Annotated in this window: 15 protein-coding genes; 8 read left to right on the top strand and 7 right to left on the bottom strand. The window is 49.0% G+C overall.

Annotated features, from left to right (window positions below):
• Positions 1 to 136 precede the first annotated feature (136 nt).
• The gene (gene rluB / locus FD960_RS03100; RefSeq protein WP_215299812.1) at positions 137 to 1,897 is read right to left on the bottom strand and encodes a 23S rRNA pseudouridine(2605) synthase RluB; all 1,761 of its coding nucleotides are present in this window, start codon (positions 1,895 to 1,897) and stop codon (positions 137 to 139) included.
• A 6-nt stretch (positions 1,898 to 1,903) separates the two neighbouring features.
• A complete protein-coding gene (gene scpB / locus FD960_RS03095) occupies positions 1,904 to 2,641 on the bottom strand; it encodes an SMC-Scp complex subunit ScpB (protein ID WP_215299810.1) in 738 nt (245 codons plus the stop codon).
• 190 nt (positions 2,642 to 2,831) lie between these two features.
• On the opposite strand from scpB, the gene FD960_RS03090 reads away from it, so the two are divergent.
• Entirely contained in the window at positions 2,832 to 3,746 is a 915-nt protein-coding gene (locus FD960_RS03090) for a patatin-like phospholipase family protein (protein WP_215299809.1), read from the top strand.
• Between the two features lie 53 nt (positions 3,747 to 3,799).
• Positions 3,800 to 4,759 (top strand): hypothetical protein, encoded by a 960-nt coding sequence (locus FD960_RS03085; RefSeq protein ID WP_251369834.1) that lies wholly within the window; start codon positions 3,800 to 3,802, stop codon positions 4,757 to 4,759.
• Positions 4,760 to 4,774: 15 nt separating this feature from the next.
• Here FD960_RS03085 and FD960_RS03080 read toward each other — a convergent pair whose 3' ends face one another.
• The 5 genes from FD960_RS03080 to FD960_RS03060 form a co-directional block, all read right to left on the bottom strand.
• Entirely contained in the window at positions 4,775 to 5,458 is a 684-nt protein-coding gene (locus FD960_RS03080) for a C40 family peptidase (protein WP_251369833.1), read from the bottom strand.
• A gap of 137 nt (positions 5,459 to 5,595) precedes the next feature.
• Positions 5,596 to 7,266 (bottom strand): ABC transporter ATP-binding protein, encoded by a 1,671-nt coding sequence (locus FD960_RS03075; RefSeq protein WP_215299808.1) that lies wholly within the window; start codon positions 7,264 to 7,266, stop codon positions 5,596 to 5,598.
• Entirely contained in the window at positions 7,263 to 8,288 is a 1,026-nt protein-coding gene (locus FD960_RS03070; protein WP_215299807.1) for an ABC transporter permease, read from the bottom strand. The genes FD960_RS03075 and FD960_RS03070 overlap by 4 nt, the downstream gene beginning before the upstream one ends.
• On the bottom strand, positions 8,285 to 9,349 hold the full coding sequence (locus FD960_RS03065) for a microcin C ABC transporter permease YejB (RefSeq protein WP_215300572.1): 1,065 nt from the start codon (positions 9,347 to 9,349) through the stop codon (positions 8,285 to 8,287). The genes FD960_RS03070 and FD960_RS03065 overlap by 4 nt, the downstream gene beginning before the upstream one ends.
• Positions 9,350 to 9,360: 11 nt before the next feature.
• On the bottom strand, positions 9,361 to 11,232 hold the full coding sequence (locus FD960_RS03060) for an extracellular solute-binding protein (RefSeq protein ID WP_251369832.1): 1,872 nt from the start codon (positions 11,230 to 11,232) through the stop codon (positions 9,361 to 9,363).
• 50 nt (positions 11,233 to 11,282) lie between these two features.
• Between FD960_RS03060 and fabI the strand changes: the two genes are divergently transcribed.
• From fabI to FD960_RS03030, 6 genes are read left to right on the top strand one after another with little or no spacing between them, the layout of a single operon-like run.
• The gene (gene fabI / locus FD960_RS03055) at positions 11,283 to 12,068 is read left to right on the top strand and encodes an enoyl-ACP reductase FabI (RefSeq protein WP_215299806.1); all 786 of its coding nucleotides are present in this window, start codon (positions 11,283 to 11,285) and stop codon (positions 12,066 to 12,068) included.
• Positions 12,065 to 13,393: a chromate efflux transporter gene (chrA, locus tag FD960_RS03050; RefSeq protein ID WP_215299805.1), complete on the top strand. Its 1,329-nt coding sequence runs from the start codon at positions 12,065 to 12,067 to the stop codon at positions 13,391 to 13,393. The genes fabI and chrA overlap by 4 nt, the downstream gene beginning before the upstream one ends.
• Before the next feature lie 31 nt (positions 13,394 to 13,424).
• On the top strand, positions 13,425 to 14,309 hold the full coding sequence (locus tag FD960_RS03045; RefSeq protein ID WP_215299804.1) for a MaoC family dehydratase N-terminal domain-containing protein: 885 nt from the start codon (positions 13,425 to 13,427) through the stop codon (positions 14,307 to 14,309).
• Positions 14,310 to 14,365: 56 nt separating this feature from the next.
• The gene (locus FD960_RS03040; protein WP_215299803.1) at positions 14,366 to 15,742 is read left to right on the top strand and encodes an MmgE/PrpD family protein; all 1,377 of its coding nucleotides are present in this window, start codon (positions 14,366 to 14,368) and stop codon (positions 15,740 to 15,742) included.
• A gap of 31 nt (positions 15,743 to 15,773) precedes the next feature.
• Positions 15,774 to 16,619 (top strand): CoA ester lyase, encoded by an 846-nt coding sequence (locus tag FD960_RS03035; protein WP_215299802.1) that lies wholly within the window; start codon positions 15,774 to 15,776, stop codon positions 16,617 to 16,619.
• Between the two features lie 57 nt (positions 16,620 to 16,676).
• Positions 16,677 to 17,669, top strand: a complete 993-nt coding sequence (locus tag FD960_RS03030; protein ID WP_215299801.1) for a tripartite tricarboxylate transporter substrate binding protein — start codon at positions 16,677 to 16,679, stop codon at positions 17,667 to 17,669.
• The last annotated feature ends 5 nt before the right edge of the window (positions 17,670 to 17,674 follow it).

Below are 17,674 nucleotides of genomic sequence, written 5' to 3'. Positions count from 1 at the left end.
CTTCAAAGCCCATATTCTCGAAATTCAGAACAGGCCGACTTACGTTGATCGCAACATCAGTCGGTAACAACCTAAAACAGCAGCGAACTGCCGTAAGACCAAAATTATAGCCGATTTAGAGGAAAACCGATCAAAATCAGAAGCTTTCGCCTGGATTTCGCGGTTTTCTAGGTCCCTTATTGAATGGTTTGCGCCCTTTTGGTGCATTCCGCTTGGGCCCATTTCCTGGACTTTGGGGATTGGCCGTCACAAAAGCAGACTGTCCATGATGGACTTTCTTGCCTTTATTGCGATTTTGACCCTGCCCACCTTGACCACCCTGGCCAGCCGCCCCAGGTCTACCACCCTGAGTACGACCCCGGAAGGGACCGCGCCCACCGCCAGCATTACCACCGCCACCCTCAGGTCTGCCGCCTCGACCTTGATGAGTGAGACCGTTATGGCCACTCGCCAAGGTGAGCGCGTCACGAGAACCCCAGTAAGAAACAGAGGTTTGCATAGGATCAGGCTGAAAGTCTTCGTCTGCAGGAGAGCGACGATCGCGACCCTGAGCATTCGGATTGCGGCCTTTATCTTGCGGCTGCGGCATTTTTAAGCCTGCAAACTTCATCAGGTTATAGATGCCACCAGCCTCAATCTCCTCCCATTTCCCGCGCCTCAAGCGTGGAGGCAACAAGAAAATGCCATATCGGGTTCGGATTAAGCGGGACACCGTATGCCCAACCGCCTCAAACATACGACGCACTTCGCGATTACGACCCTCAGTTAATGCAACGTGGTACCAACGGTTAGCCCCGTCACCACCACCCATTGATATGCGCAAGAATTTCGCTTGACCATCATCCAAAGTAATGCCGCTCTTTAATTGAGCCATATTTTCTTGACTCAACTCACCCAAAATGCGGACGGCGTATTCACGCTCGACGCCGTAGCGGGGATGCATCAGACGATTAGCCAACTCACCAGAAGTTGTAAATAACAGAAGACCTTCGGTATTAAAGTCCAAACGTCCCACCGCGATCCAACGACCTTGACGTGGTTTTGGCAAGCGATCAAATACGGTTGGGCGACCTTCTGGGTCCGATTGACTCACGATTTCGCCTGAGGGCTTGTGATACATGATGACGCGTGGCGGCTTAGTCTGAATCTTGCGATGAACTTGTTTACCGTTAATGCGCACTTGATCTGTTGGCCCAATACGTTGACCAATATGAGCGGGTAAACCGTTTACCGATACGCGCCCTTGAATAATCAAGTCCTCCATATCGCGACGAGAACCCATACCAACGTCAGCTAAAACTTTGTGTAATTTGACTGTATCTTCATCATCAGCATCATCATCCAATCCATCTAGATCGGACCACACTTCATCACGCAAGCTGAGTGGTAAATCATCTACGTTCGCAAACTGCAAACTACTCATTTCATCTTCGCTTGGCACATCTGCGTCGTCGTCATGACGAACGCGTTGCGCGCGACGTTCGGCAGCAGTTTGATGAGAAATCTCGTTCTCATTGACACCATCCGGATTTTTGACTTCTTCGACTTCAGGCGCATCTAATGCGGCATCAAACTCACCTGAAACCACTGAAGCAAATAAAGCCTCGCTTTCAGCAGCATTGGGGGCAAGCTTTGCGGCAGAATTACCAGCGCCTTCACGGGGACCATTCGCATCACCACCTTCTCGACGTGGCCGATCTTTATTGAAGGGACGCTTCTTATTGAATGGATGTTTACCGGCACCACCACCCGAACCCTGGCGGCGCGGACGGCGTTGACCACCCTCACGGCCTTCAGCCTTACCACCACCTCCATTGGAGGATGGGGAGTCGGTACTAGGGGAATTATCCGATGAAGCTGCTATCGGGGATGAATCGTTTTCGTTGGGGCTTGTCATTAATAATTATTTTTGTTCGTCTGAGTGTTCTTCAGACTCTGGGGTAACTTCTTCAATTGATACTTCTGATGCTGCTGTTTCCTCAACATCAGACTCAGTCATTTCTTCTTCTTGTACTTCAATCACCACTTCATCAATCGTGGTGGCATCTTCAACCAACACTACTGTTTCTACAGTAGCGCTAGGATCAAACTCCATGACTGCTTGACCTAGTTGTTCTGCCGCAGCCATTGGCGCAGCATCCTCCAACATTGGCAAGCTTTGCAAATTCGTCAAACTGAGATCATCTAAAAATTGCTTGGTGGTGGCGTACAAACCTGGGCGACCAACTGTCTCTTTATGGCCAATCACCTCTACCCAGCCACGATCTTCCAACTGCTTCATCACATTGCTACTCACCGCAACGCCACGAATCTCTTCGATCTCGCCGCGAGTAACCGGTTGACGATAGGCAATAATCGCCAAAGTTTCCATCACCGCGCGGGAATATTTTGGAGGTTTCTCCGGAGTCAAACGATCGAGGTACTCACGCATCGATAGGCGACTCTGAAAACGCCAGCCGGTAGCGATATGCACTAACTCCATGCCGCGATCTTCCCAGGCCTTTTGTAACTCCAATAAAGCATCGTCAATTTCAGCAACAGGAATATCTTCAGCAAATAATCGCGTGAGATCGGCAACTGTCAGTGGTTCTTGCGCGCACAAGAGGGCTGTTTCAATTACGCGTTTATTGTGATCATCCATAAAATTCGGGCTATCAGGCAATGACCTGATGAAGCTTTAGTAAGGTATTTCAGTAATGGGTTGGTGGTGTTCTTTAGCTACTACGGGCAATTGTTCCCCCGAAAATCCAATGGGGGGCTGTCCGCGCTGAAACGAAGTTCTTTTCGTTCACCGTCGAGCCATTATAAGGGAGGCTCAATACAATAGCCACATGCACGACATTAATACCTCCCACCCCCTCTCACCCCTCGAGACCCATAAAAGACGCCGCTTTCTGAGTCTAGGCCTTGGTCTAGGGGCGCTCGCAGGTAGCGCCAGCTTGGGGGGCTGTAGCTTAATTTCGAGCCGCAAACCCCTTATCGGTCTAGCGCTGGGAGCGGGCGCAGCCCGTGGCTTTGCCCATATTGGCGTCATTAAAGCCCTTGAAGCCCAAGGTATCCGCCCGGATGTCGTCGTCGGCAGTAGTGCTGGCAGTGTGATTGCCGCCCTTTTGGCCTCAGGCGCAACTGGAAACGATTTAAATCGACTGGCGCTCAATCTAGATGAAGCCACGATTGCCGATTGGGGCTTACCGTTCGCAGGCAGGTTTGGCGGCCTCATTAAAGGCGATGCCCTGCAAAACATGGTTAATCGTGAAGTCCAGAATAAAGCGATTGAGCAGATGCGCATCCCCTTGGGAATCGTAGCCACGGAATTACAGTCAGGCAAAGGGGTGCTGTTTAGAACAGGCAATACCGGCTTGGCAGTCCGCGCATCTTGTAGTGTTCCAGGCGTATTTCAGCCGGCCGTCATTAGCGGAAAAGAGTATGTGGATGGTGGTTTAGTGGCACCAGTGCCAGCTAGCTATGCCCGGCAGATGGGCGCTACTCTAGTGATTGCAGTCAACATCTCTTCAGAGCCTGTTCATCAAGATGCGAGCGGCACATTCGGCGTGTTACAGCAGACTATCTCAATCATGCAACGAAGCATTAATCAATATGAGTTGAAAGGTGCCGATATCGTGATCACCCCCCATCTCAAGCAAATGAGTAGTGGCGATTTCAAATCGAGGAATGCGGCAATCTTGGCTGGCGAAGTGGCAGCCCAAGAGCAAATGGCAGTAATCAAAGACAAGCTCAGAAGCTAGCCATAGGGCTAATTACCCCGGCCCCTGGTATTGATTTAGCATTCCGTGCAGCGATGAAACCCATATTCACCCTCCTCAGAATCTGCATTGCCTTGGCAATGGTTGTACAAGCGCATCATGCTGTTGCGCAAGCAGATGGTCAATTTTCAGTTGCGGCCAATAATTTTCTGAAGAAAAGAACAGATGCCTTTATGACCGTCACGGGTTATTCACTTACCCCAGATGTCACAACGGGTTCACTATCCATCACCGATAAAGGTGGTGACAATCCCAATCTACAAATGATTTCACTGGGCGGCGGTGATCGCATTAGCGCGAACTTTCCGCTGTATCTCGAAGGAACGATTGCGGTAAATCGCTACAACCCGACCTTTACCGATGGCATTGGCGGCACTGGAATGACGGTGCCAGTTCATTGGAACGGCATCACGGGAACCGGCGGAATTGGCTGGGACTTTCCATTGACAGAAAACTTGAGAATTAGACCGATCGCCAATGTGATGCTCGGTCATGTTGAGAGCGATCTTTCGCTTGCAGGTCGCTACCTCAATAATCAAAAGGGAGTAGATCTGCAATTCTTAAATAGAGGTCGCATGAATGCCTACGGTACCGGTGGCTCGCTAATGCTTGACTACGAAGATTACAAACCTGAACGTGAATACGACGTTGAACTTCGCTACACCAATATCCCCATCAATACTTTTGATAGCTCAACAGCAGTTCAAGGCTCGGCTGACTCTCAAAGCTTGGGTCTTTGGGCCCGAGCTAGATACCCAACCCCCCTTACCGTTTTAGAAAGACCTCTAAGAGCGGTATTTGAAATCGCCCATACAGAATTCTTGGGTCAACTCAGAGGTGCCTTAGGTTTTGATTCACTATCCTCCGTCGGCACTGGCTTAGAAATAGATCGCAGCGCGTCAGACCCTATGTTTAGCAGGGTGAGATTGGTATTTCGGTATCAGTTTGGACAGAACGTCCGGGGTACATCCATTGGCTTGGCAGCGAGCTTCTAAAAAACGAGAAGCAAATTAGAGGCTACGTGAATTGCGCTTGAGTTTATTGACTTCGTTCAATAACTCTTGACGCTCAGCATCACCCAAGTTGTCGCTACCGTCTAAACGACGGGCGCCATCAAAACGCTTGTCCCAGTAAAGACTACCTAGATCATCTACGCGCACGCTCGTTCCCTTGGATGGCGAATGAATAAATTTATTGTCACCAACATAAATACCAACGTGAGAAAACGTTAAGCGCATGGTGTTGAAGAACACCAAATCACCAGGCTGCAATTCATCACGAGTAATGGGCTTGCCTACGCGACTCATTTGAGTGGATTTACGTGGCAATAAAAATCCAAGCTTGTCTTTAAAAACGTAGCCGACAAAACTGCTGCCATCCAAACCAGACTGCGGCAACTCAGCATCCCAGCGATAACGCACACCAATCACTTCCATGGCACGGTTAATCAACTCATCGGATTTACCTGTCACAGAATCAGCTAAGCGATCTGATACACGAGCAAAGTAAGACTTACCAGCCTGAAACATGCTTTCTTTTGGAGTCTCTTTAGCCAATTCAGCAGGTATATCTTTAGCCGCTTCGACAGGAGTATCAAGAGCCAATACAGGTTGAGCAAGCAAAGCAGTTGCCACAACAAACGCCAATGGCGTTCGCTTCATCAGCGTCTGCAGGAAGTCTTTTTGAATGGACATCTGATCAGTTTAACAAAGAAGCCCTATTTCACCAAGAGCTAGCCATAGGGCTAACTCCTTGTTTTCACTGAAATATTTTGATGTTACCCAAATAAATGCACCAATTTCGCGCCCAAAAACAGGGTCGCCTTGGGTTCTTAGGTCAGCCCTGCGGCCGCAAAAAGCTCTTTGGTATAAATTTGGCGAGGATGCTTAATGAGCGTCTCTGTATCACCAAACTCCACTACCTTGCCTGCCTTTAGCACCATCACCTCATGTGACATTGCTCGAATGACAGCTAAATCATGGCTAATCATGAGATAGGCTAAGTTATATTTTTTCTGGAGCTCAGTCAGCAATGCCAGCACTTGCTTTTGAATGGATACGTCCAAGGCAGAAGTCGGCTCATCCAGCACCAAGATTTGAGGCTTAAGAATCAATGCACGAGCAATGGCGATTCGCTGTCGTTGACCACCAGAGAATTCATGGGGATAGCGCATCAGCGCGGAACGATCTATGCCAACCTCTCGCAAAATATCTAGAACGCGTGTTTCACGCTCAGCAGCTGACAATTTGGGGAAATGCACATCCAAACCTTCAGCAACAATTTGCATGACATTCATACGCGGCGAGAGCGAGCCAAAAGGATCCTGAAAAATCACTTGCAAGCTCGAGCGCATTGCCCGACGTTCCACGGGCTTTAACTGTTGCCAGTCACGGCCAAGCACTTCCACTTCGCCAGTAATTTCAGCAGCAGAGTCTCCGAGCAAACCCAAGACCGCCATGCCCAAAGTTGTCTTGCCCGAACCGGATTCTCCGATCACCCCAATGGTCTGCCCCTGCTTTAACTCAAAGCCGACTTTACGCAATACAGCATGGCGCGGGGATTTTTTAAACCACGCGACTGACTCCGTACCAGGATATGACACCGATAAATGATCAGCCTTAAGTAACACTGGGGCCAGAGGCATTACCGGAGCCAAATCTCTCACGGGCTCGCTATTGACCAACGCATTTGTATAAGCATTCTCGGGGTGATCAAACACTTGCTTGGTGGGCCCTACCTCCATCAGGTTACCTTGATTTAAAACGGCAACCCGATGGGCAAAGTGCTTCACTAAATTCAAATCATGTGTGATCAACAAGATCGCCATGCCGCCATGATCTTTGGACTCTTCTTGAAGTTCCTTCAGAAGATCTAATATCTGCAAACGCAGACTGACATCCAGCGCGGTAGTTGGTTCATCAGCAATGAGCAGTCTTGGCTTACAAGCCAAAGCCATAGCAATCATGGCGCGCTGACGTTGGCCACCAGACAATTGGTGAGGGTAGGAATGAAAGCGCTTCTCTGGTTCGGGTATGCCAGTTTTCTTGAGCAATTCAATTGCGGCAGAGATGCAATCCGCTTTTGAAATCAGTGGTTGATAGATCTGTACCGCTTCGACGATTTGATTACCTACCGTAAACAATGGATTTAAAGCGGTCATCGGCTCCTGAAAAACCATTGCAATCTCGCGACCCCGAATCTCCCGAATATCCTGAATCGGCAGTGATAGCAAATCGACAGGGGATTTATTGGCCCGATTACCATTCCATAAAATTCTCCCCGAGACTTTTGCACCCTCTGGTTCGAGACGCAGTGGCGCCAATGCGGTCAGCGTCTTGCCAGAGCCAGACTCCCCTACCAAAGCGACTCGCTCGCCCATGCTAATTTCTAAATCGAGATGATTGACCGCGAATTTCTCGCGACGGCCCGACCCAAAAGAAATGGAGAAGTCTTCGTACTTCAATAAAGGATGATTGCTTGTCAAAGAGTTCATTTCACTCATGAACGACCTCCATTTGCCACACCCGCTTTACGAGAATCGAAAGCATCGCGCAAGGCTTCACCCATAAAGGTGAGCAAGAGCAAGGTAGCAACAAGCACCACAAAGGTGGAAAGCGAAATCCACCAAGCATCTAGATTACTCTTTCCTTGGGAGAGTAGCTCGCCAAGACTCGGCGTTCCAGGAGGCACACCCAAACCTAGAAAATCCAAACTTGTGAGAGACAAAATTGCGGCGCTCATTCTGAATGGCAGGAAGGTGATTACTGGCGTCAAACTATTTGGGAGAATATGGCGACGCATGATCTGTAAATTTGTCAGGCCCAATGCGCGCGCGGCACGCACATACTCTAGAGCGCGATTACGGAAAAACTCTGCTCGCACATAGTCCGATAAACCCATCCACCCAAATGCAGCTAACAAAACAATGAGTAACCAGATACTTGGATTAAAGATGGAAGCAAAAATAATCAATAGATAGAGCTCAGGCATTGCCGACCAGATCTCAATTAAACGCTGCGAGATCAAATCAAACTTCCCTCCAAAAAATCCCATTAATGAACCAGTAATGATGCCAACACTCACCCCGACAATAGTCAGAGCTAGCCCAAACAAAATGGATAAACGAAATCCATAAATGAGGCGGGATAAAACATCGCGCCCACGATCATCGGTTCCCAACCAGTTATCTAGGGATGGTGGCGCAGGATTAGGAACCTTTGAAAAGTAATTCAAGGTCTCATAGCTATAAGGAATAGGAGGATAGATCGCCCAATTACCATCGCCAGTAATGTTGTGACGAATATCCGGATCCAAAAAATCGGTGGGCGTTGCGAAGTCTCCACCAAAGACTTTCTCTGGTTGGGATTTCACAATCGGGAAATAAAATTTCCCTTGATAGCGCACAATCAAAGGCTTGTCATTGGCAATCAGCTCAGCGCACATGGAGAGACCAAATAAGACCATGAAAATCCAAAGGCTGGCATAACCCATGCGACTATTTTTAAAGCGGTTCCAACGACTCATGATCCACCCCCTGCGCCGAACTGAATGCGGGGATCAATGTACACATAGCAAAGATCTGAAATCAGCTTGGTAAATAAACCAATCAGGGTAAAGAGGTATAGCGTTCCAAACACTACAGGGTAGTCACGTCGCATGACCGACTCATAGGACAATAAACCTAAGCCATCTAGCGAGAATAAAGTTTCAATCAAGAGGGAGCCGGTAAAGAAGGCGCCAATAAATGCCGCAGGGAAGCCGGTTACCAATGGCAATAGGGCGTTTCGGAAAACGTGCTTCCACAGCACCTGCTTTTCAGTAAGCCCCTTCGCTCTCGCAGTCAGAACGTATTGCTTGCGGATCTCCTCCAGGAAGGAGTTTTTCGTCAACATCGTAATGACGGCAAAGCTTCCTAAAACAGAGGCGGTGATGGGCAATACCAAATGCCACAAATAATCCATCACCTTACCCATCATACTGAGATCACTCCAGTTATCTGAAGTCAGTCCGCGCAAGGGGAATATCTGCAAAAAACTACCGCCACCAAAGATCACCAAGAGCAGCACGCCTAGTACAAAACCTGGGATCGCATAGCCCACCAAAATCATCGTGCTGGTAATCGCATCAAAACGTGACCCATCTCGAACCGCCTTCGCTATCCCCAATGGGATTGATACTAAGTACGTTAAGAAAAAGGTCCACAAGCCAATACTGATCGATACTGGCAACTTAGAGACTACCAATTGCCAAACGCTTTGATGTTGATAATAGCTTTCACCCAAATCAAATTGCGCAAAACGCTTAAGCATCATGAAATAACGTTCTACAGGGGGCTTATCAAAACCATACAAAGCCTTCACTTCCGCTAAGCGCTCCGCATCGACACCTTGTCGGCCGCGGTAATTACTGCCGCCGCCAGAGGACTCCGAACTGCTCACGGCTGCATCGCCCTTCCCTTTAAGCTCCAGCATTAACTGTTCAACCGGGCCACCCGGCACAAACTGGACCACCGCAAAAGTGAGCGTCAAAACGCCCAATAGCGTTGGAATCATCAAGAGCACGCGCTTGAAGATGTAAGACCACATTTGACCTTGCATTAGCGCACCCCTTCTTTCCACCAGTTGAGCAGAATCCATGATTCAGCGGTGTAATACAAAGGAGGTTCTGGATAGCGCATTTCCTTACGATACGCGATTCGGTGCGTCGGGTTGTACCATTGTGGAATCACGTAATAACTATTCCACAGCACACGATCCAAAGCTCTTGTGGCCGCACGCAACTCTTCGCGGGTTTGTGCTTTGACAATCGCATCAACCAAAGCATCCACCACGGGCGATTGAACGCCAATCACATTGTCTGAACCTTTTTCTTTAGCGGCCTGACTACCAAAGCGATCCCACAGCTCATTTCCAGGATTTTGAGAATCCGGAAAACGAATCGTTGTCATATCAAAGTCGTATTCATCCATGCGTTTTTGATGCAAAGCAAAGTCGCTCGTACGAATATCCACCTGAATACCGAGCTTCTCCAAGTTACGCACGTAAGATGAAATCACCCTCAAGAAAAATGGGCCATCTTCGACCATTTCAAAACGGAAAGGCTCGCCTTGCATATTGCGAAGTGCGCCATCACGGTATTGCCAGCCTGCTTGTGCGAGTAAATCACGCGCCTTACGTAAGTTCTGACGCAAACTATCCGGCGGAACAGTAGAAGGCGCTGCCGGCATCGGTCCAAATACCGCATCAGGCACCCACTTTGGATATTGAGCCTTCAAAGGCTTGAGTAATTTCAGCTCAGCATCGGTAGGCTTACGGGGTCCATCAAAGTTAGCGCTCAAATCACTGTTCGTGAAATAGCTATTGATACGGCTATATTGCTCAAAAAATAATTGTCGGTTTAGCCACTCAAAGTCGAGTGCATAAGATAAGGCTTGGCGAACGCGTGGATCTTGAAAAATAGGTCTACGCATATTCATCGCAAAACCTTGCATGCCCGCACCATTGTGGTTTAAGAAGGCTTTCTTCTCCAGAGTGCCATCGTTAAAGCGTGGACCCACATAACTTTTGGCCCAGTTCTTGGCGCGATACTCTACTAGCGCGTCAAACTCACCCGCCTTGAAAGCCTCCAAGCGAACAGCATCATCACTGTAAAGCTTGTAAACCACGCGATCAAAGTTATAAAAACCAACACGCACATTTAAGGTCTTGCCCCCTTGATCCGCCCAATAATTTGGGTTGCGCTTAAAGATCATCGTCTTGCCAGCTTTATAAGACTCGATCACATAAGGGCCACTCGCTATTGGCAACTCAAAGGTCAACTTATCAAAGGGTGTGATCGTGCCATCAGGTTTCTTGCCCCAGTTACGAGAGAACACCGGTAAGGTACCCACCATCACTGGTAATTCTGGATTGCGATTTTTAAAGTCAAAACGAATCACGCGATCTGAGACTACCGAGGCTTGCTTAACATCGGCATACACCGTTTTGAACTGTGGATTAGCGAGTGAGCTCATCAAAGTATCAAAGCTATATTTCACATCAGCCGCCAGAATTGCATTGCCATCAGAGAACTTCGCCTCAGGGCGAATCCGAAAGGTAACGGACATCTTGTCAGGCGCTACTTGAATATCTTCAGCAATCAAGCCGTAAGCACTGGAAACCTCATCGGCACTACCAACCGCCAAAGACTCAAACATCAACTGCGCTACTCCAGGAGCAGCAACCCCCCGCAAGGTAAATGGATTGAACTTATCAAAGCTGGTACGACGATCGGGGTTGGGGAGTATTAATGTCCCTCCCCGAGGGGCATTCGGATTGACGTACTCAAAATGGCTAAAGCCATCGGCATATTTAGGTTTGCCGTACTGAGCGATACCCTGGGCCCCATAGGCTACGCTGGCCGCCATCCCGCTAAGAGCGGCAATCAGCACTAGGGCGGGGATTCGGCAGATGGGGGTAAGTTTGGGCATATATGCAACAATTGTAGATAGCAAACCATATTTGAAGCAAAGGACACGACATGGGCTTTCTCGCTGGCAAAAAAATTCTGATTACCGGCCTTCTCTCTAACCGCTCTATTGCCTATGGCATTGCCAAGGCATGTCACCGTGAAGGCGCTGAATTAGCCTTTACCTACGTAGGTGAGCGCTTTAAGGACCGCATTGTTGATTTTGCGAAAGAATTCAATACTGAGCTCATTTTTGACTGCGATGTTGGCAGTGACGAGCAGATCTCCGCCCTATTCAAGGATTTAGCGAAATCTTGGCCCCAATTTGATGGCTTTGTTCATGCCATTGGCTTTGCGCCACGTGAAGCGATTGCCGGCGACTTTTTAGAAGGCCTTTCCCGTGAAGGCTTCAAAATCGCCCATGACATCTCCGCTTACAGCTTCCCCGCGATGGCTAAAGAAGCGTTGCCAATGTTGCGCGACAAATCCTCATTACTAACCCTGACCTACCTGGGATCCATGAAGAATGTCCCCAACTACAACACGATGGGTTTAGCCAAAGCTTCCTTAGAAGCATCCGTTCGCTATCTCGCAGGCTCCGTAGGACCTAAGGGCATTCGCGCGAACGGTATTTCCGCTGGCCCGATCAAAACCTTGGCCGCCTCAGGTATCAAAGGTTTTGGCAAGATCTTGGAAGCAGTTGAGCAGACCGCCCCATTGCGTCGCAATGTAACCATTGATGACGTTGGCAACACTGCCGCATTCTTGTTGTCCGATTTGGCTAACGGTATTACCGCTGAAATTATTTATGTGGATAACGGCTTTAGCCAAGTCGTTGGCGGAATGGATGAAGTGTGAGCATTCCCCTTGGCGAAGCCCTCAAGTTTTGGGCTAAGCTAGGCTTCATTAGCTTTGGTGGGCCCGCAGGACAAATCGCCGTCCTCCACCAAGAGCTCGTTGAAAAGCGTCGCTGGATTTCTGAGCGGCGCTTTTTACATGCTCTAAATTACTGCATGCTACTCCCAGGGCCAGAAGCCCAACAATTAGTTACCTATATCGGCTGGCTAATGCACCGCACCTGGGGCGGCATCCTAGCAGGATCCCTCTTTGTATTACCCTCACTATTGATCCTGATTGGCCTTTCTTGGGTGTACATCACCTTTGGCCAAGTGCCTTGGATTGCCGCTATCTTTTTTGGCATTAAACCTGCGGTTACTGCGATCGTCTTACATGCCGCCGTCAGAATTGGTAAACGCACTCTTCATCATCAGGCGCTTCACTGGATCGCACTTGCGTCGTTTCTTGCCATCTTTCTACTGAATCTAGCCTTCCCCATCATCGTGCTGTGTGCCGCGCTAATCGGCTTCTGGGGAGGTAAGCGCTATCCAGAGTGTTTTCAACAACATGGATCGCATGGCAAAGATAGCAATCAGAATTACGGTCCAGCCATCATTGATGATGAGACCCCCACCCCAGAGCATGCGCGCTTCTCTCGAAACAAATTAGTACGTCAAATTGCTATCACTGCCCTGCTGTGGATGATTCCTTTTTTTGCTCTTACCGCATTATTTGGCTGGAAAACCCTCTACCCACAAATTGCTTGGTTCTTCACTAAGGCAGCGTTTCTGACTTTTGGTGGAGCATATGCGGTACTGCCTTATGTATACCAAGGCGCAGTCGATCAATTTCAGTGGCTCAGCGCTGGGCAAATGATTGACGGCTTAGCGCTAGGAGAAACTACCCCGGGACCGCTCATCATGGTGGTGGCATTTGTGGGCTACCTTGCTGGACACATCCAACATCTGATTGGCAATAGCAATCCATTTTGGTTTGGAGTTCTCGGCGCTTGTGTTGCTACCTGGTTCACATTTCTACCCTCCTTCTTCTTAGTTTTAGTGGGCGGCCCACTGATTGAATCTACCCACGGCAAGCTCAGCTTTACAGCAGCCCTCACCGCGATTTCTGCAGCGGTAGTTGGTGTAATTGCGAACTTAGGCCTCTTCTTTGCGTATCACGTCTTTTTCCCGCATGGACTAGGCGGGTCAATCTCATGGATTTCTATTGCGATCACCGTATTTGCAGGTCTCGCACTCTTTCAGTTTCAAAAAGGTGTGATGACTGTCCTGGCCGGCTCGGCAATAGCGGGACTCCTCAGCCATTTAGTAGCCACCTTATTGATCTAGTCGTACTATATTTTTGGCTGAAATTGGCATAATGGAAGTTATGCGAATCGAACCTCAAACCATCACCCATCTCCAAGAATGGCTCGGCAAAACTGAGTCTCTTCACGATACCGTTACTGCCGCTCCCGTAAGAGCACTCTCAGCAACCTTAGACCGCCCAGATCCGGAGCCGACTAAAGGAACTTTTCTTCCTGAGCTTTGGCATTGGCTGTATTTCTTGCCCCATGCTCGCCAATCTGAAATCGGCCCAGATGGCCACCCTAAGCGCGGTGGCTTTCTGCCGCCAGTGCCACTACCACGGCGTATGTGGGCAGGTAGCCGTGTGCAGTGGCTTGCACCACTTACTGTAGGCGATGAGATTACGCGTGTTTCCAAGATTGAATCCGTTACCCACAAAGCAGGTCGCACTGGCGACCTCATCTTTGTTTTAGTAAAGCATGAGATCTCAAACCAACATGGCTTAGCCTTAATTGAAGAGCATGACATTGTGTATCGCGATGCTCCAGGCCCAGACGACAAACCGGTTGCGCCAACCCCTGCCCCTACTGATGCCACGTGGACAAAAACGATTACGCCGGACGATGTTTTATTGTTCCGCTACTCAGCACTCACTTTTAACGGTCACCGCATTCATTACGATCGCAAATACGTGACTGAGATAGAAGGTTATCCCGGCCTGATCGTGCACGGCCCACTCATTGCCACCCTATTAGTAGATTTGGTTCGCCAAAGCATTCCGGGCTGCACGCTGAAGAGTTTTGAATTCAGAGCTATTCGCCCCACTTTTGATATCAACATCTTCAAAGTGAGCGCTAAGCCTGATTTAGAAAAAGATCCTTCTAGAAAAACGATTTCCATCTGGGCGCAAGATCATGAAGGCTGGCTTACGATGCAGGCTAGCGCTGTTTTAGCGTAAGAGCCGGTTGCATCATTACTGCATCAGCGTTTTACTTACTAGGAAATTGACTATTTATGTCCACCCCGCATTTATCTAAAAAGCTCGCCACCTTTGCCTCTCAATTACAAATCGCTGATATTCCTCAGGATGTAATCAATCGCACCGAAGATTTATTGGTGGATTGGTTTGGCTCGGCGATTGCAGGCAAAGGCTCGCGCCCAGTAGAGACGATTACCCAATTTGCGCAAAATATGGGAGGCTTTGATGCAGCCCATCCTGGCTCTGCTGAAATCCTGATTACGCGCACAAGCTCAAGCCCCTTCTTAGCAGCCATGGCCAATGCCGCAGCGTCACATGTGGCCGAGCAAGACGATGTGCACAACGGCTCCGTCTTTCATCCAGCAACAATCGTCTTTCCTGCAGCGCTGGCAACAGCACAAACGATTGGCGCATCTGGAGACGATCTTCTGGTGGCTGCGGTAGCTGGCTATGAAGTGGGCATTCGTGTAGGTGAATTTTTAGGTCGCTCCCATTACAAGATATTTCATACCACTGGCACTGCTGGCACCTTGGCTGCGGCAGCTGCCGTAGGTCGACTGTTAAAGCTCAATCCAGAGCAAATGCTCCATGCCTTCGGTTCTGCTGGCACGCAATCCGCAGGTCTTTGGGAATTTCTCCGCGATGCTGCTGACTCCAAGCAATTGCATACTGCCCATGCCGCTTCCACAGGGCTAATGTCCGCTTATTTAGCGCAGTCTGGCTTTACGGGCGCTGAGCGCATCTTAGAAGGTAAGCAAGGTTTAGCAGCGGGCATGTCGAGTGATGCCAATCCAAGCAAGCTCGTTGATAGCTTAGGCTCTCGTTGGGCCATTGCTGAGACAAGCTTTAAATATCACGCCTCTTGCCGCCACACTCATCCTGCTGCCGATGCTTTACTGCAGGTGATGTTAGCGCACCAACTTAAACCGAGCGATATCGCTAAAGTGGAAACCTTAGTACATCAAGGTGCAATTGATGTGCTTGGTCCAGTAATCGATCCCGCAACCGTGCATCAATCCAAATTTTCGATGGGCACTGTATTAGCGCTCATCGCACATTATCAATTTGCGGGCCTTCAAGAATTTGATCAACACTTTCATGATGATGATATTTGCGCCTTCCGCGATCGCGTGACGATGACCCTGGACCCCGAAGTGGATGGTGCTTACCCTCAACGCTGGATTGGGAAGGTGAAGGTCCACTTAAATAATGGTCAGGTACTAGAAGGTCGCGTAGATGAACCCAAGGGCGACCCTGGCAATACCCTCAGCCGCGCTGAGATTACCGATAAAGCAATGCGCTTAGCAGCCTTTAGTGGTGGAGCCAATCCAACTGAAATGGCGGCAGCAGTTGAGCGCTTGTGGAATATCCGCAAACAAGCAAAGATTGGCGCATTACTTTCCTCAACTTAATTTTCCCGTGCGCTACTCACTAAGGCCTTATATGAACCCTCTCGATACCCCCATTGGCTATAGCAGCAGTTTTTTATTCGTTCCAGGCACACGTCCAGAGCGTTTTCAAAAAGCTTTAGACAGTAATGCAGATGCAGTCATTATTGATTTAGAGGATGCCGTAGCCGAAGAAGATAAAGAAAGAGCGCGTGACGCCATTCGGTCTGCATGGCCTACTTTTTCAGCGGAACAAAAGAAACGTCTCATCATTCGCTCCAACTCACCAGGTAGCAAGTTCTATGCCGCCGACCTCATCTTGGCGCAAGAATTGGAAGTAGCCTGTTTGTTAATTCCAAAAAGCGAATCGCTTGATCAAATCAATGGAGCTGCGCAAATTCTGCCAAAGACGGCCATCATTCCAATGATTGAAACCGCCTTAGGCTTAGACCACCTAAAGGAGATTGCCAACTCAGAACAAGTATTGCGCCTCGCTTTAGGCAATATTGATTTGCAAGTCGACTTAGGTATGGTCTGCGATCCACAAGAAACAGAGTTACAAACTGCCCGCTATCAAATCGTTCTTGCCTCACGTTTAGCGCAAATTGCCCCTCCAATAGATGGGGTTACTCCATCGACCGATGATGTGGAGCGGATTGAGGATGATGCGCAGCGCAGCAAAAGAATGGGGTTTGGCGGAAAACTCTGTATTCACCCAAAACAGGTGGGTCTAGTCAAGGCTGCATTCATGCCGACAGCGGCCGAAATCTCTTGGGCCCAGAGGGTCATTGAGGCGGACAAAGCCTCAAAAGGCGGTGCGGTAAAACTGGATGGCCGCATGATTGATCGCCCGGTGGTCTTACTAGCACAAAGAACCTTAGCTGTTGCTGGTAAACCCTAAACCCTATAGCATCCAATAATGGCAAAATTGCGATGCATCACATTTACGGAGACATTGATGAAATTAAAGAAAACCTTATTCGCTGGAATTGCTGCGGTTGTTAGCGCTAGCGCCTTATTGAGCAGCAATATCGCATCCGCTCAAAAAGACTGGCCAACCAAATCCATTCAGCTAATAGTTCCTTTTGCGGCCGGTGGCCCAACTGACTCCATTGCACGCTTAATCGCTGTTCCAATGGGTCAAGCTTTAGGCCAAACAGTGGTTGTTGAGAACGTTCCTGGCGCTGGCGGCACGATCGCTTCCACCAAAGTGGCTCGCGCCGCACCAGATGGCTACACCATTTATATTCATCACATGGGTATGGCAACAGCAAACGCCCTGTACGACAAACTCCCATACGATCCAATGACTAGCTTTGAATACATTGGACAGGTAGCTGATGTGCCGATGGTATTACTAGGCAAGAAAGATTTGCCAGCAAACAACTTTAAAGAGCTCGAAGCCTACATTAAGGCGAATGGATCTAAAGTGACGATGGCCAATGCCGGTCCTGGCGCAGTGTCACAACTGTGCGGCCTCTTATTCCAAAGCCGCTTGGGCGTGAAATTGACCAACATTCCTTACAAAGGAACTGGCCCTGCTTTGACTGACCTCTTGGGTGGCCAAGTTGACCTCTTGTGCGACCAAACTACACAAACGATTCCTTACATCAAGGATGGCCGCGTGAAGGCGTTTGGCACAACAACAATGAAACGCTTGCCAGCGATTCCGAATGTTCCAACTTTGAACGAACAGGGACTAAAAGGCTTTGAAGTTAAAGTTTGGCACGGTGTTTATGCGCCTAAGGGCACTCCACAGCCAGTCTTGGACAAGATCAATGCCGCATTGAAGAAAGCCCTCAATACGCCCGATGTTCAAAAACGCTTGAATGATTCCAATATCGATATCGTGCCAATGGATAAAGTATCCGCCAAAGGCCTCAAGTCTCATCTTGAAAGCGAAATCAATATCTGGGGTCCAGTCATTCGCAAATCCAATATTCCAGATTAATTGGA

Origin of the sequence: Polynucleobacter sp. AP-Nino-20-G2 (assembly GCF_018688235.1) — a bacterium.
Lineage (GTDB): Bacteria > Pseudomonadota > Gammaproteobacteria > Burkholderiales > Burkholderiaceae > Polynucleobacter.
Note: the sequence above shows the minus strand (reverse complement) of the source record. Positions and strands in the feature narration are given on the sequence as shown.